Here is a 14652-nt window from a genome sequence, read left to right as displayed (position 1 = left end):
ATTGTGTCATCTCGATATAGGTTTTACAGTCTTGATGATCTTTGGGCTTTACCTTTATATTATAGTATACAGTCGAACAATTGCTTTATGTTTATCAATCGCTACTTGTCTTGAACTCATTGTATTTATGAAGAAATAAGAATAAAATGTTGTGCATACCCAAAATTCTTTTTATTTTTGTAGCAGATAAAATCAAACCATATATATATGATAGACGTAAAGCAGACTTTAAGTGATGCTGGTGAAAGCATGGAGATGGCAACAATGTACCTCAATGATGAGTTACAGCGCATTCGTGCAGGTCGAGCAAACGTAGCCATACTGGATGGTGTACGAGTTGATTCTTATGGTTCAAAGGTTCCTTTGAATCAAGTAGCTTCGGTTATGGTGCCTGATGCACGTACTATTGCTATCAAACCTTGGGATAAGAAAGCTATAAAAGACATTGAAAAGGCTATTATGGACTCTGATGTTGGCATTACACCAGAGAACAATGGTGAGATGATTCGCCTGAATCTCCCTCAGCCAACAGAGGAACGTCGTAAGGATTTGGTTAAGCAATGTAATAAGATAGGTGAGCGTACGAAGGTACAAATCCGTAATGTGCGTTCTGATATCAAGGAGAAACTGAAGAAAGCTATTAAAGATGGCTTGTCTGAAGATAATGAAAAGGATGCAGAAGACAGTCTGCAGAAGCTTCACGACAAATACATCAAGCAGGTTGATGCATTGCTTGATGAGAAGCAGAAGGAGATTATGACCGTATAAAAAAGGCTAAAAAGGTAAGAGGGTAAAGAAGTAAAGGATGGTAGATTGATAACTGTAACATTGGTTATTACGAATAAGAAGATCCCATTATTTACTTTTTTACCCTTTGTATTATGCTCTTTACGTTCTTGCCTTTTTACTTATTTATCTTTTGCATCATGTGTTTTATTCTTTAATCTTTTTATTTTTACTCTTAAATAGTGCGTGGTTTAGTAATAAAGAATACTGGAAGCTGGTACACAGTGAAGACTGAAGACGGCAGAATGATTGACAGTAAGGTGAAGGGAAACTTCCGTTTGAAGGGGATTCGATCTACTAATCCTGTGGCTGTTGGTGACCATGTTGTGATTACTCCGAACCAGGAAGGGACAGCTTTTATCACAGAAATTGAAGACAGAAAGAACTATATCATTCGTAAGTCGCCTAACTTGTCAAAACAAAGCCATATCATTGCAGCCAATATTGATCAGGCTTTCCTTGTCGTAACAGTAAATTATCCTGAGACATCCACCACCTTTATTGATCGGTTCCTTGCTGGTGCTGAGGCTTATCGCATACCTGTCATCCTTGTTTTTAATAAACATGACCTCCTTTCTGAGGATGAATTGCGTTATCAGCATGCTGTGATGAATCTTTATGAGACGATTGGTTATCGGTGTGTAGAGATACAAGCCAGTGCTGATGCAGACTCTCCTTTTAGCGTAGAGGCTCTGAAACCGTTATTAGCAGATAAGATAACACTGTTAAGTGGGAATAGTGGAGTGGGGAAGTCGACTATCATTAACGCTCTGCTTCCACATGTAAATCTCCGTACAGCAGAGATTTCTGATGCACATAATACGGGCATGCACACTACGACATTCAGTGAAATGTTGGAATTACCATCAGGAGGTTACCTGATAGATACCCCTGGAATCAAGGGATTTGGTACTTTTGATATAGAGAAGGAGGAACTTACCAGCTATTTCCGGGAGATCTTCAAGTTCTCAAAGGACTGCAAATTCTCTAATTGTACACACACTCATGAACCAGGTTGTGCAGTGCGTAAAGCTGTTGAGGAGCATTACATCGCAGAGAGTCGGTACAATAGTTACCTCTCTATGCTTGAAGATAAAGAAGAAAATAAGTACCGTGAAGCCTTCTAAATACTGGAAATAAAATAAAAGAATAGTTGCTGTCACTTTTTAACATCTTACTAATCGCTTGTTTATTAGTATGTTATTCCGTTTTAAATAGTGACAGAAGTGACAGCAAATTAATAAATACTTCGTGTTACTTATTGACAGAATAAATTCCAGATGGTTAGGAATTTTTAGCTCAATATTGGTGATAAACCCCTTTCTCAGAAACAAAATGTTCTCACAACGATAGAACATTGGAATGTGAAAGATGCTAAACACGAATGGTGTTTACCATCAGCACCATATGTGCTGGGTGTCAACTCAATATGTGCTGGGCTGCTGCACATAAGTAAAAGATAAGACGGTGTGTTTGTTTCGGTTGTTATAGCGTATATAATAAGGTACAGGTTTGCTAATGAATATGAAACGTTTCTACTGTTAGCAACGATTGGAAATGTTGTTTAAAACTTCTTTCCAGTTGTCGGCAAACTCACGAATAGTTGGGAAAAGAATGTTGGCACCTTCATTTATGAGTACCGAATCAGCCAAAGGTCCACTGTTAATAGCTACCGTGTAGCATCCGGCTGCAACGCCTGCACGTACTCCCAGCGGAGCATTCTCAACAACAATACCTTCTGAAGGCGCATAGTTGCCAGCCTTCTTTAGCCCCATTAGATATGGATCAGGGTTAGGTTTGCCTCGTTTTACATCGAATGCCGTTGTTATCTGATCTCGTGAAACGAAATCTCCAAAGTCGTGTGTCACACGTTCGATGAGTGGGCGTTGTGCGCTTCCTGTTACTATACCGATCTTCAACCCACTGTCCTTAATCTTCTTCATAAGGTCAGTTACTCCATCAAAAATCTTTGCTTCAGGCATCTCATGGAAGTAATGTGCCTTCAGGTCATACATCTTCTGTGCCTCTTCCTCAGTAAGTTCCTTTCCGAGTTGTGCCTTGGCATATTTCCGGATGGTATCAACACCGCGTGCACCTTCAGTGGCATAGGAGTCTTCAACAGTGAAATGTATCCCGAATTCTTTCATGGCACGCTGCCATGCAATACCATGATTGGGCATCGAATCATAAAGGACGCCATCCATATCAAAGAGGACGACTTTAGGTGAAGTTGGTTGCATAGATAATAAAAAAGCCCCCCTCACCCCTTTTTCTGTAAGGGAATGAGGGAGGATTTTCGTATTTTTACTTTTCTTTTGTAAGTCTTTCCTGTATTGCTTTGCTCTCAGCCTCATAGCCAGGCTTATTCAAAAGAGCAAACATATTCTTCTTGTAAGCCTCTACACCAGGCTGATTGAATGGGTTAACTTCCATGATCAGACCACTGATACCACAGGCTTTCTCAAAGAAATAGATGAGCTGACCGAGGTAATACTCATTCAATGTTGGTACGCTGATACGGATATTAGGAACGCCACCATCAACGTGAGCCAAACGAGTTCCGAGCTCTGCCATCTTATTTACCTCATCAACACGCTTACCTTCGAGGAAGTTCAAACCGTCAAGGTTCTCATCGTCATGTGGGAAAAGGAGCTTTGTGTTAGGCTGTTCAATAGAGATGACAGTCTCAAAGATAGAACGTTCACCCTCTTGAATCCACTGACCCATTGAGTGAAGGTCGGTTGTAAAGTCACAAGCAGCAGGGAAAATACCCTTGTGATCCTTGCCTTCGCTTTCTCCATAGAGTTGCTTCCACCACTCTGCGAAGAAGTGAAGTTTAGGCTGGAAGTTGGCAACAATCTCAATCTTCTTACCTGCTTGAGAGTATAAACCTTGGCGAACTGATGCGTAACGAGCTGCAATATTGTTTGCAAATGGAACCTCATTTGAAGTCTCTTTCTCCATTACCTGTGCACCTTCTACCAATGCTTTTACGTCAAAACCTGCAACAGCAATAGGTAACAAACCAACTGGTGTGAGGACCGAGAAGCGTCCACCAACATTGTCAGGGATAACAAATGTCTTGTAACCTTCCTTGGTTGCGGCAGCACGTGCAGCACCCTTATGAGCGTCAGTGATGGCTACGATGACGTCTTTTGCGGCATCTTTACCCATCTGTTCTTCACATTGCTTCTTTAAAAGACGGAATGCGAGGGCTGTTTCTGTCGTTGTTCCAGACTTTGAAATATTGATAACACCAAACTTTTTACCCTTAAGATAGTCTGTTAATTCCGAGAGATAATCCTCTCCAATATTGTTTCCTGCAAAGAGAATCGTAGGATTTTTTCTGTCGTTTACAAGCCAAGCGAAGCTGTTACCCAAAGCTTCAATGACAGCACGAGCACCGAGATAAGAGCCGCCAATGCCTGCTACGACTACAACCTCACATTTCTCACGGAGTGTGTTGGCAACAGCCTGGATCTCACTGAGGAACTCTGGGGTAATGCTTGATGGCAAATGAAGCCATCCAAGGAAGTCATTGCCAGGACAAGTAGCCTTTTCTAATGCTTCTTGAGCAGCAGCTACGTGAGGTGCATAAGCCTCTACTGCGCCCGGATTCAAGAACTGGGCGGCTTTCGTAATGTCTAACTTAATACTTTCCATTTGTGTTTATCTAAATGAATCTGTTAATAATTTTATTTCCGTTTGTGGGTTGATACGCTCGTAAAGGATGTTGTATACCGCATCAAGGATAGGCATGTTGACATGCAACCGACGGTTTATCTCCTTCATACATTTTGTTCCGAAGTACCCTTCTGCCACCATTTCCATTTCAATCTGTGCTGCCTTTACACTGTATCCTTTCCCTATCATTGCACCGAAGGTGTGGTTACGTGAAAACTTACTGTACCCTGTGACTAATTGATCACCAAGATAAACGCTGTCAATGATAGCCCTTTCTATGGGATTAATGGTATTAAGGAAGCGGTTCATCTCCTGCATTGCATTCGACATCAGCACAGCTTGGAAGTTATCCCCATACTTTAAGCCATAGCACATACCAGCTGCTATAGCATAGACATTCTTCAATACGGAGGCATACTCAATGCCTATGACGTCTTGAGAGGTCTTGGTCTTTACATAGCTTGATGCCAATTTCTCCGAAAAACTACGTGCTTTGTCCACGTCAGAACAGCCTATAGTAAGATAGGTAAGCCGTTCCATGGCTACTTCCTCAGCATGTGAAGGCCCTCCTATGACTGCTAAGTTCTCGTAAGGTACGCTATATGCCTTATGAAAATATTCTGAACAGACGAGGTCTTCATCTGGTACTATACCTTTAATAGCTGTAACAATAAGCTTAGAGTGAAGCTCTTTCTTGAGTTTTTTCAGTAAGTCTTTTAAGTAAGGAGATGGTGTAACGAATACTAAAGTGTCGTATTCTTCAACAATTTCATTGATGTCTGATGAGAAAAAGATCTCATTTAAGTTGAAATGAACCCTAGTAAGATATGCCGGATTATGTCCTTTTCGTTTGAATTCTTCAATCTTGTCTTCCTTTCGAAAGTACCAACCGATGTCGTGAGTATGCTCAATAACAATCTTAGCGATAGCTGTTGCCCAGCTACCGCTTCCTATGATTGCTATTTTACCAACGTCGAACATTGCTTTACATCTCCGCTAATTCCTTACAAAAGAAGAAGCTTTTGCAGTATGATGCTCTATGGTATATATTAAATTACACACTAAAGAGCATACAAAAGCACTCCCTTTGTACAGGAGTTAGTTATGGATTTGTTATTTTGCTTTATCAATCCACTGTTGAATATCATCAACTGAAGGCTTCTCATAACCGAGTTTATACTTCTTGTTGATCTCTCCGAGCTTCTGCTGTAAGCCTTGTGCCTTCTCGTCTTTGATGTCAGAGATGAGGTTAAAGCCTGCTTTTCGCAGAACATATACCCAGTCTTCAGCTACCCCAAGTTCAGCCCATTCCTTTACAGAACTTTGTGGAATCTTTGGCTCAGGCTTCATTTGTGGGAAGAGCATAACCTCCTGAATGTATTCTTTTCCAGTCATAAGCATGACAAGACGGTCAATACCAATACCGATACCAGATGTAGGAGGCATACCATACTGTAATGCACGGAGGAAGTCTTGGTCAATGATCATTGCCTCATCGTCCCCCTTATCAGCCAAGTGCATCTGATCAATGAATCGCTCTTCTTGGTCGATTGGGTCATTCAACTCAGAGTAAGCATTTGCCAACTCTTTACCGTTGACCATCAATTCGAAGCGTTCTGTCAGCTCAGGCTTAGAACGATGCTTCTTCGTTAGTGGTGACATCTCAATAGGATAGTCAGTGATGAAGGTTGGTTGAATGTATGTTCCTTCACAGAATTCGCCGAAGATTTCGTCAATGAGCTTGCCTTTACCAAAGCTCTCATCAATGGTTTCCATCTTCAAATCATTGAGAGCTATGTTGCGAATCTCCTCCTCTGTCTTGCCGTTTAAGTCGAAACCAGTCTTCTCTTTGATAGCATCGAGGATAGGCAAGCGGCGGAATGGTGCTTTGAAACTAATTGTTTTATCACCTACCTGTACTTCAGGTTTGTCGTTAACTTCGGTACAAATCTTCTCCAACAGGCGCTCTGTGAATGACATCATCCAATTGTAATCCTTGTATTGAACGTACAGTTCGACACAAGTGAACTCTGGATTATGGAAGCGGTCCATACCTTCGTTGCGGAAGTTCTTGCCAATTTCATAAACACCTTCAAAGCCACCAACGATCAAACGCTTGAGGTATAGCTCTGTTGCAATGCGCATGTACATATCAATGTTCAGTGCATTGAAGTGTGTAATGAATGGACGTGCACTTGCTCCACCAGGGATACTCTGCAGTGTTGGGGTCTCTACTTCTGTGTAACCAGCTTCATCAAAGAACTGGCGCATGGTACGTAAGACCGTAGCACGCTTCAAGAAGGTATCCTTAACGCCATCGTTCACAACGAGATCAACGTAACGTTGGCGATAACGCTGCTCTGGATCTTCAAACTTATCGTATGCTTCACCGTCCTTATACTTTACGACAGGCAGTGGTTTCAGACTCTTTGAGAGTAGTGTGATCTCCTTTGCATGAACGGAAATCTCACCCATTTGTGTCTTGAATACAAAGCCTTTGATACCGATGAAGTCACCAATGTCAAGCAGTTTCTTGAATACTTTGTTGTATAAGTCTTTGTCTTCACCTGGACAAATGTCGTCACGAGTGATATAAACTTGGATTCTACCTTTGCTATCCTGTATCTCTGCGAAGGAAGCTTTACCCATAACACGACGTCCCATCATACGTCCTGCAATGACAACCTCACGCTGTTCGTCTTCCTTGAATTGCTCTTTGATGTCAGTAGAGTAAGCATTTACGGGAAACTCTGCTGCTGGATAGGGATTAATTCCCATGTCACGCAATTCCTGCAGGCTTTGGCGACGGCCAATCTCCTGCTCAGATAATTCTAAAACGTTCATCTTTATTATTAAATCGAATATATTCTTATAGGTTGCAAATTTACGAAATTATTCGCAAAATGCGGCTGATATTGTGTTTTAATTGCTGATGAACGTTATCTCATAGTTTGTTGTTTGCTTTCTTAAGGGTGTGATTTGGAGGAGAAGGAGTGCGGAAATGGAATGGTGTTGAGTGATGAGCACGAATGGTGCTTGCCAACAACTCCATATGTGCGGGGCGTCAACTCCATATGTGCTGGGCGTGCGCACCATATGTGCGGAGCATGAACGTGCCAGTAAAAGACAGAAATTGTACCCAGCAGTAGGGTGGAGTTGTACCCAACAGTTGGGTAGTCTGCTACCCAGCGGTTGGGTACAAGAGGACTTATTCGTTGGGTACAAGAGCACCCAACTGCTGGGTATGCTTAGTGGATTCTTTGTAGAGTGTGATAAGTTTATTCCTCTTCAGAGAATCCTTTCTTGTTTCATAAGTCGTCAGAATCAGAAACAATGTCGTTTAAGGAAGTCTTCATACTGATTCCGATATCCATTGAAGACGTTGATATCTACGCCACCATGTATCCCACGCACCTTACCATCAGGGCTGAGTTGCCAATAAATCAGTTTTACATTTGGCTTATATTCTCCATAACGAGCTATCCAAACCAAATAATTATCAGTTAAATCAGGAGCCAAAGGTAGATATTGGTTTACAAAAGATTGGCTGATATAGAGGATAGGACGCCTTCCCGTGCGTTGTCTTACACGCTCTAACCACGCACGAATACTCCTGAACATAACCTTTGCTCCGCCCATTTTCGCTATCTGGACATCACTTGGTTCTACATCCAATACCGGAGGAAGATCGTGCTTATTGAACTTGCTATGTTTTAGAAAATAGTCCGCTTGTGCTGCACCAGGCGTAGTTGTCGAAAAGAAATGGTAGGTTCCTGTCCTTATGCCATGACGACGTGCCTCTGTATAATCCGTTAAGTAATAGGCATTAAGTATGGTACAGCCTTCAGTTGATTTGACATAAGCAAATGAAATAGGGTAATCAACCTTGCCATTGATCGTCTTGGAACTCAGTGTTCCGAGGTCTGTGATACGTAGTTTGTTCCAGTAGATATGGTAATACTTATTATTTTGTTCATGCTGATGTCGTGAAAGGTCTATTCCGTAGATACGTTCTGTGGTGTACGTGAGACGTTCTCCCTTAAAGATATCATTCTTCCATTCTCCTACTTGTAAGTATTCGTTAGGGGCAACATAGATACCAAAGCCATCTCGTTTGCCTCTTTTCCAGTGTCCGTCATAGAAACTACCATTGTTGCCGAACAACTTTCCATATCCATTAGGGATACCTTTCTGTGTTTCACCTTTATATATACCGCTGGGAAGATGTATTCCTTCTATCTCGGGACCTACCGATTTCGGGTGAAGAAGATGGTGTTGTTTTAGATTGTCAATCGCCTTGGGGATGGTTAAACGTGTAGAGATACCGAAAGGAGTCATACCCGTTTCGGTCTGCAAAAGTACAGTCTGTGACTCTTTATATATCTTCAGGCGATTGCAGGAGATAGTCTTTTTATTAGCATTCGGTTGTATAACATAGTTGTTAATCTGTCTTATCTGAAGGTGGGAAGTTGACAACGTCATGTCATGTACAACCTTCATGATTCTCTGAAGAGAGTCCATTTGATGTACAACCATTGCGTGATAGTCTGCAATCTTGTTATATCCGTAATCTTGCACACTGTGTACACGGAGATAATATCCCAGTTCGTTACGCTTGGTTTGTAGTCCCCCTAGTTCAGCGTCCATCTGTATTAGTGAGTGAAAGAGCAGTTTCTTTAAGTGATTATCCCTTAAATTGACTATTCGTGAGGGCTTATGATTCCATCCAATGACGATACGACCAAAGCAAGAGGGTATGATGGAGAAACGATTTACCCAATATCCGTGCTGCTCGATACGCCGTTTATAGATAGAATCCTTATTGATAGAACCGCCAACAAAAGACGAATCACTATAGTCTGAGAAATAAATTCTGGGTTTACCATTCACCTCTATTTGGTAATAGGATGACTGACTGACAATCACAGTACTCTCTTCCATGTTCTTTTGAGACAGAGGTTGACAACGATAAGCCAAATATAACAATAGGAGAATAGCTAAAACTATGCCTCCAATATACCCGATTCGCCTATTAAGGCGTATTTTTAACATCTAAATTAAAATTAAAAACTTTGCAAATATACAAATAAATCCCTAACTTTGCATGCGGATAATGAGAAAGTCTATTAATATATTATTTTCAATCTTACTCTCAATTTTGATAGTATGGATTGGTTCGGGCATCATGACAATGGTGTGCGAGCATACGGGTAATGTGTCTTTAGCGCAGCAAATGGAGAAAAAGAATTGCAAGAATTCTGATGCCAAGCACTGCATGAAGATGCAAATAAAGACGCTCTCACCAACGAATACTGCTCAAACTGTAACACATCAGTTTCATCCAGTGCAGTTATCACTTCTTCCACAACTAACGACAAGTTGTGAATTGTTGCCTTTGCTTGTTCAGACAAAGGCTCCAGAGAAGATGTTGTCATTGCTTTGGCATAGCCCACCGCGGCAATATCTTCGCATTCTTACAATGCTTTTGATTTAAAGAGGATATTCTCTACACCTTTAAGAGAGAATATTCGGAGGTGTCACACTGGTTATCAGACTTATGAATGATTAGATAAGCGTCTGTTAACTGGTGGAAAGTTTCGTGATATAGCACAATATGAATGTAGGTAATCACACCTTATTTATATTGAAACATCATCTTTAAACATTAATCAAAGGCAATGAATAAAATTATATACTTAGCAAGTCTGTCATTATTAACTTGCATATCAGCCTCTGCTCAACAGTCAACTCCCGACTCAACAGCAACTCTGAAAGACCAGACATTGGATAATGTCACCGTCACAGCACGTGCAGCAACGGTACGAACATTGGCTGGTGCCATCAACGGAAAAGATATTTTACGTGATGAACTCTTCAAAGCAGCATGCTGTAACCTGGGAGAAAGTTTCGTAAATAATCCCTCCGTAGATGTCAACTACTCTGATGCTACAACGGGAGCAAGACAAGTTAAGCTGCTGGGACTTAGTGGAACGTATGTCCAAATGCTCACAGAGAACCTTCCAAACTTCCGTGGTGCAGCCCTTCCATATGGTCTCGGATATGTTCCAGGTAGCTGGATGAAGAGCTTACAGGTTAGCAAAGGCAACTCATCTGTTAAGAATGGCTATGAGGCAATGACTGGTCAGATAAACGTAGAGTACGTTAAACCAGAAGATCCAACAGGTGTTTCGGTTAATCTTTATGGTAATACGATGGGGAAATTTGAGGCAAATGCTGATGGAAATATCCATATCAATGGTAACAAAAACCTTAGTACGGAACTATTGGCACACTTTGAAAACAACTGGAGTAAGCATGATGGCAATGGAGATGGCTTCCAAGATGACCCACAAGTGAGACAGTATAACCTGCAAAATAGGTGGTATTGGAAGACTGGTAACTATATGCTCCATGCTGGTTTATCCCTCTTAAAAGAAGACAGGATGAGCGGTCAGGTCAATCACCACCACTCAATGACAGCTGGACTGGAACCTTATCGTATTAATATAGGTACGGATCGTTACGAAGCCTATATGAAGCATGCTATCATTTTGAACCCGGAACATGGAACAAACATGGCACTTATGGGTAATGTTTCTATGCATAAACAGAATGCATCATATGGTATTAAACAGTATGATGTGAACGAAAAGAATGCATATGCATCTTTAATCTTTGAGACAAACTTCACTCCAGAGCACAACCTTTCGGCTGGTTTAAGTCTCAACTATGATTATTTACATCAGAATCTGTCGTTGCCAGTGGGAGCAATACCATCAAATTACGGTAATTTATACCCACTTGTAGGTGGTATTGAAAGTGAAACAACGCCAGGAGCTTACGTGCAATACACTTATAATGTCAATGGAAAGTTCATTGCTATGGCTGGGTTACGCGTAGATCATAGTAATGTTTATGGTACGTTCGTTACTCCCCGATTCCATTTGAAGTGGGTTCCTGCAAGCTTCCTTACTATCCGTCTCTCTGCAGGAAAGGGTTATAGAAGTCCACATGCATTGGCTGAAAATAACTATTTGATGGCTTCTGGTAGACGACTTATCGTTGATAAACTCAATCAAGAGTCTGCCTGGAACTATGGGACATGCCTTGCCTTCCTGATTCCTGTTGGTCAAAAGACATTGAAACTGAATGCAGAGTATTATTATACTCACTTCCTTTCGCAGGCAATTGTTGACTATGACACAAATCCGCAAGAGCTTCATATCACCAATTTAGACGGAAAAAGTTACTCTCATACATTCCAGATAGATGCATCTTATCCTCTTTTCAAAGGCCTTGAACTAACTGCAGCTTATCGTTATAACCTCGTAAAGGCAACATACAACGGCCAATTGATGTGGAAACCATTACAAAGCCGATACAAAGGATTGTTAACTGCAAGCTATAAGACGCCTTTAGGACTCTGGCAGTTCGATGCAACAGTGGCATTGAATGGTGGTGGACGTATGCCTGAACCTTATACTCTTGCATCAGGAAACCTTTCATGGGATCGTAATTATAAGGCCTATGGGCAACTTAATGCACAGATTACGCGTTACTTCCGTCACTTCTCTGTTTATATAGGTGGTGAGAATCTTACGAATTTCAAGCAGAAGAACCCAATTGTAGGCTATCAGAACCCTTGGGATAACGGTTTCGAACCTACTATGATATATGGTCCAATACAAGGCGCAATGGGGTATGTGGGCATAAGACTTAACCTTGGAAAGCGCATGTAATTCTCATTTGGTATCAATAATATCAAACAATCAATAAACAAACAAAACAATAAACGATTATGAAGAAAGCAATTTTCACAATGATGCTCCTCATGGTAGCCATGATTGCATCAGCAAAAGACCTCAAAACAGTTATTTTCACAACAACACCACAGATGCATTGCGCAAACTGTGAAGCAAGGGTTAAGAACAATCTTCGCTTTGTTAAGGGGGTAAAAGAGATTAAAACTGATGCTAATGAACAGAAGGTTTATGTCACTTATGACGCTCAGAAGACCAATGAAAACTTGATTCAGAAGTCTTTCGAGAAGTTTGGTTACAAGGCAGAGAAGACCACTAAGGAGGCTAAAATCCCTGTTCATGAGAACGAAGAATGTGATAACATGTAATCAGGTTATCATATAAACAAAAAAGGTCCAGGCTCTTTGGAAGATCTTTCCATAGAACCCGGACTCTTTTTAATTTATCGGTCTTAACATTCAAAGACCGTTTATTTCGCTTTATGCATCCGTATTACAAGTTGGAAAAGTGATGGGATAAGAATACAAAGTGAGAAGAATAATCCACCATACATTAGTCGGCTATCACCATGAAACAGGTCTATAAGCTTTCCATCATTCATCTGTGGCATTAAATGGAACATCAAAAATGCTACAGTATTATTCACCCAATGGAATAAAATACCAGGAATTACACTGCCTGTTCGGTAAAACATCCACCCTAACAGTAGTCCTATAAGGAAAGCATGCAGCCCTTGTACAAAGTTCAGATGGATAATTCCAAATATCAAAGCTGATAAAACGATGGCAATCCAATGTTGGTCACCCTTAAGACTACTTAGAAGTTTGTTCAATATTGCCCCACGAAAAACAAGTTCTTCGGCTATTGGAGCCATTATTGCTACGGCTATATATCCCCAAGGAGTCTTCATTATGAGCTCAAAGAAATGCTGTGTCTGGTCTGGTAACGTCAGATTTGCTTTCTCAGATATAAATTCCATGGGAAGAATAGAGCCAATTGTCAACAAGAAGGTCCACATTAGGACAGCCCATGGTCGTGCTTTTAGATAATCTCTTGATACCTTTGACCATCTTGCTCGGATAAAAATAACGATCGTCAAAAGACTACCAAGAACGTCAATAACGGATTGTAGTTCAGAACTATTACTATAGTTGGATACTTCAGACAATGGAATTCCCTTGATAAGGGCATAACATCCTTTGGCAATCCAGCTACCAAAGACCTGTAATAGTACGAAAGCTGATATAAACAAGATGATGTAGAGGATCGAAGTCCATATGTTTTTATTATTCATATAAGCAAATTTATGACAGTTGATGATCTATATTTTATGAATTAATCAATGGCATCAAATAGGTGGTTTACGGCTATCTTGTCTTGTTCGAGCTGATGAGACAATGCTTCCAAGGATTCAAATTTCCTCTCTTTTCGTATGCGTTGTACAAAAGAAACACAAAGAGTCTGATCGTACAAGTTGTCAGATAAATTAAAAATATTCACTTCTAAAGAAATTTTTGAACCATTGAAAGTGGGGCGTATACCAATGTTCATCATTCCTCTTTTCCACTCTACAGAGTCTTCCAGACGGACTTTCACCGCATAAACACCAGATGCGGGGATGAGTTTTAAGCTGGAGCTCATGTCAAGGTTGGCTGTTGGAAATCCCAACTTATGACCGTTCTGATAACCTTTTACGATCTTTCCCTTTATAGAATAGGCATATCCTAACGCGCGATTGGCAGCTTCCATCTCTCCTTGCATAATATATCTGCGTATTAAAGAGGAACTTATTTTTTCTCCGTTAGGCTGGAATGGATCTGCATGAAGGACTTTTATTCCTATTTCATGCCCATATCGGACATAATCATCAAACCCTTCCTGACGATTATGACCAAAACGATTGTCATAACCTATAAGGAGTTCCTTTACATTCAGTTGTTTAGAAAGAACTTCATCCATAAAGTTACGGGCTGATAAGGCTGCCAATGACTTATCAAAATGTAACACAATGACATTCTCTACATGTGTCTTCGATAGTAACAATAGCTTCTCTTCAAGGGTAGAAAGCAACTCTGGCTGATATTCAGACTGCAGAACCTGACGGGGATGTGCATCGAATGTGATTACAGCAGACTCCATCTCGTTCCTTTTAGCCTCATCAATAACCTGATTAATCAAGAACTGATGACCGCGATGTACCCCATCAAAGAAGCCTATAGTAGCAACAAGGGGTGGTAACTTCGGTACTTCTCCCTGTTTAATATATATTGTTCTCAAAGTCTTTTATATACAGATTTTAAATTAAATGCCTATAGAATATTGTCCAATAGTCTTACTCGTAAAGGTGTGATCTGTCCTATCATGTCACGCATACAGAGGTCAGGAACTGCAGAACAAACATGCCTTACAGACATGCAAAGTT

General features: G+C 40.8%; 12 protein-coding genes. 5 read left to right on the top strand and 7 right to left on the bottom strand.

The features are described from left to right. The first annotated feature begins 207 nt into the window (after window positions 1–207). Together frr and rsgA are read left to right on the top strand one after the other, a co-directional pair. On the top strand, window positions 208–768 hold the full coding sequence (frr, locus tag ACZ48L_RS04095) for a ribosome recycling factor (protein WP_025791886.1): 561 nt from the start codon (window positions 208–210) through the stop codon (window positions 766–768). 200 nt (window positions 769–968) lie between these two features. Then, complete coding sequence (gene rsgA / locus ACZ48L_RS04090; protein WP_025791888.1) at window positions 969–1913, top strand: ribosome small subunit-dependent GTPase A; 945 nt, start codon at window positions 969–971, stop codon at window positions 1911–1913. 414 nt (window positions 1914–2327) lie between these two features. On the opposite strand, the gene ACZ48L_RS04085 is transcribed toward rsgA, so the two are convergent. From ACZ48L_RS04085 to ACZ48L_RS04065, 5 genes are all read right to left on the bottom strand, one after another. Further along, window positions 2328–3026 carry an HAD family hydrolase gene (locus ACZ48L_RS04085; protein ID WP_025791891.1) on the bottom strand — a complete coding sequence of 233 codons (699 nt, stop codon included), beginning with the start codon at window positions 3024–3026 and terminating at the stop codon, window positions 2328–2330. A gap of 64 nt (window positions 3027–3090) precedes the next feature. Beyond that, entirely contained in the window at window positions 3091–4449 is a 1359-nt protein-coding gene (locus tag ACZ48L_RS04080) for a glucose-6-phosphate isomerase (RefSeq protein WP_025791894.1), read from the bottom strand. Between the two features lie 6 nt (window positions 4450–4455). Then, on the bottom strand, window positions 4456–5451 hold the full coding sequence (locus tag ACZ48L_RS04075; RefSeq protein WP_314694401.1) for an NAD(P)H-dependent glycerol-3-phosphate dehydrogenase: 996 nt from the start codon (window positions 5449–5451) through the stop codon (window positions 4456–4458). Between the two features lie 132 nt (window positions 5452–5583). Continuing rightward, window positions 5584–7314 (bottom strand): lysine--tRNA ligase, encoded by a 1731-nt coding sequence (lysS, locus tag ACZ48L_RS04070; RefSeq protein WP_025791896.1) that lies wholly within the window; start codon window positions 7312–7314, stop codon window positions 5584–5586. A gap of 480 nt (window positions 7315–7794) precedes the next feature. Next, window positions 7795–9522 carry a glycoside hydrolase family 25 protein gene (locus tag ACZ48L_RS04065; RefSeq protein WP_464722025.1) on the bottom strand — a complete coding sequence of 576 codons (1728 nt, stop codon included), beginning with the start codon at window positions 9520–9522 and terminating at the stop codon, window positions 7795–7797. 106 nt (window positions 9523–9628) lie between these two features. On the opposite strand from ACZ48L_RS04065, the gene ACZ48L_RS04060 reads away from it, so the two are divergent. The 3 genes from ACZ48L_RS04060 to ACZ48L_RS04050 all read left to right on the top strand — a co-directional run bounded on the left by ACZ48L_RS04060 (window position 9629) and on the right by ACZ48L_RS04050 (window position 12598). Further along, complete coding sequence (locus ACZ48L_RS04060; RefSeq protein ID WP_025791898.1) at window positions 9629–9964, top strand: hypothetical protein; 336 nt, start codon at window positions 9629–9631, stop codon at window positions 9962–9964. Window positions 9965–10148: 184 nt separating this feature from the next. Further along, window positions 10149–12209, top strand: a complete 2061-nt coding sequence (locus ACZ48L_RS04055; protein ID WP_025791900.1) for a TonB-dependent receptor plug domain-containing protein — start codon at window positions 10149–10151, stop codon at window positions 12207–12209. 59 nt (window positions 12210–12268) lie between these two features. After that, window positions 12269–12598: a heavy-metal-associated domain-containing protein gene (locus tag ACZ48L_RS04050; RefSeq protein ID WP_008824110.1), complete on the top strand. Its 330-nt coding sequence runs from the start codon at window positions 12269–12271 to the stop codon at window positions 12596–12598. 101 nt (window positions 12599–12699) lie between these two features. Here the strand turns inward: ACZ48L_RS04050 and ACZ48L_RS04045 are convergent, their stop codons facing one another. Beyond that, window positions 12700–13524 (bottom strand): lysostaphin resistance A-like protein, encoded by an 825-nt coding sequence (locus ACZ48L_RS04045; protein ID WP_464722024.1) that lies wholly within the window; start codon window positions 13522–13524, stop codon window positions 12700–12702. A 41-nt stretch (window positions 13525–13565) separates the two neighbouring features. Next, the gene (locus tag ACZ48L_RS04040; protein WP_025791904.1) at window positions 13566–14507 is read right to left on the bottom strand and encodes a bifunctional riboflavin kinase/FAD synthetase; all 942 of its coding nucleotides are present in this window, start codon (window positions 14505–14507) and stop codon (window positions 13566–13568) included. Between the last annotated feature and the right edge of the window lie 145 nt (window positions 14508–14652).

The sequence above is a fragment of the Prevotella histicola genome (assembly GCF_055385135.1).
This window is presented reverse-complemented; position numbering and strand designations above follow the sequence as displayed.

What these genes read in the sequence shown, in the direction of transcription:
- frr (WP_025791886.1), top strand. Translation starts at nt 208, where the DNA reads ATGATAGACGTAAAGCAGACTTTAAGTGATGCTGGTGAAAGCATGGAG.
- ACZ48L_RS04085 (WP_025791891.1), bottom strand. Translation starts at nt 3,026, where the DNA reads ATGCAACCAACTTCACCTAAAGTCGTCCTCTTTGATATGGATGGCGTC.
- ACZ48L_RS04080 (WP_025791894.1), bottom strand. Translation starts at nt 4,449, where the DNA reads ATGGAAAGTATTAAGTTAGACATTACGAAAGCCGCCCAGTTCTTGAAT.
- ACZ48L_RS04075 (WP_314694401.1), bottom strand. Translation starts at nt 5,451, where the DNA reads ATGTTCGACGTTGGTAAAATAGCAATCATAGGAAGCGGTAGCTGGGCA.
- lysS (WP_025791896.1), bottom strand. Translation starts at nt 7,314, where the DNA reads ATGAACGTTTTAGAATTATCTGAGCAGGAGATTGGCCGTCGCCAAAGC.
- ACZ48L_RS04065 (WP_464722025.1), bottom strand. Translation starts at nt 9,522, where the DNA reads ATGTTAAAAATACGCCTTAATAGGCGAATCGGGTATATTGGAGGCATA.
- ACZ48L_RS04055 (WP_025791900.1), top strand. Translation starts at nt 10,149, where the DNA reads ATGAATAAAATTATATACTTAGCAAGTCTGTCATTATTAACTTGCATA.
- ACZ48L_RS04050 (WP_008824110.1), top strand. Translation starts at nt 12,269, where the DNA reads ATGAAGAAAGCAATTTTCACAATGATGCTCCTCATGGTAGCCATGATT.
- ACZ48L_RS04045 (WP_464722024.1), bottom strand. Translation starts at nt 13,524, where the DNA reads ATGAATAATAAAAACATATGGACTTCGATCCTCTACATCATCTTGTTT.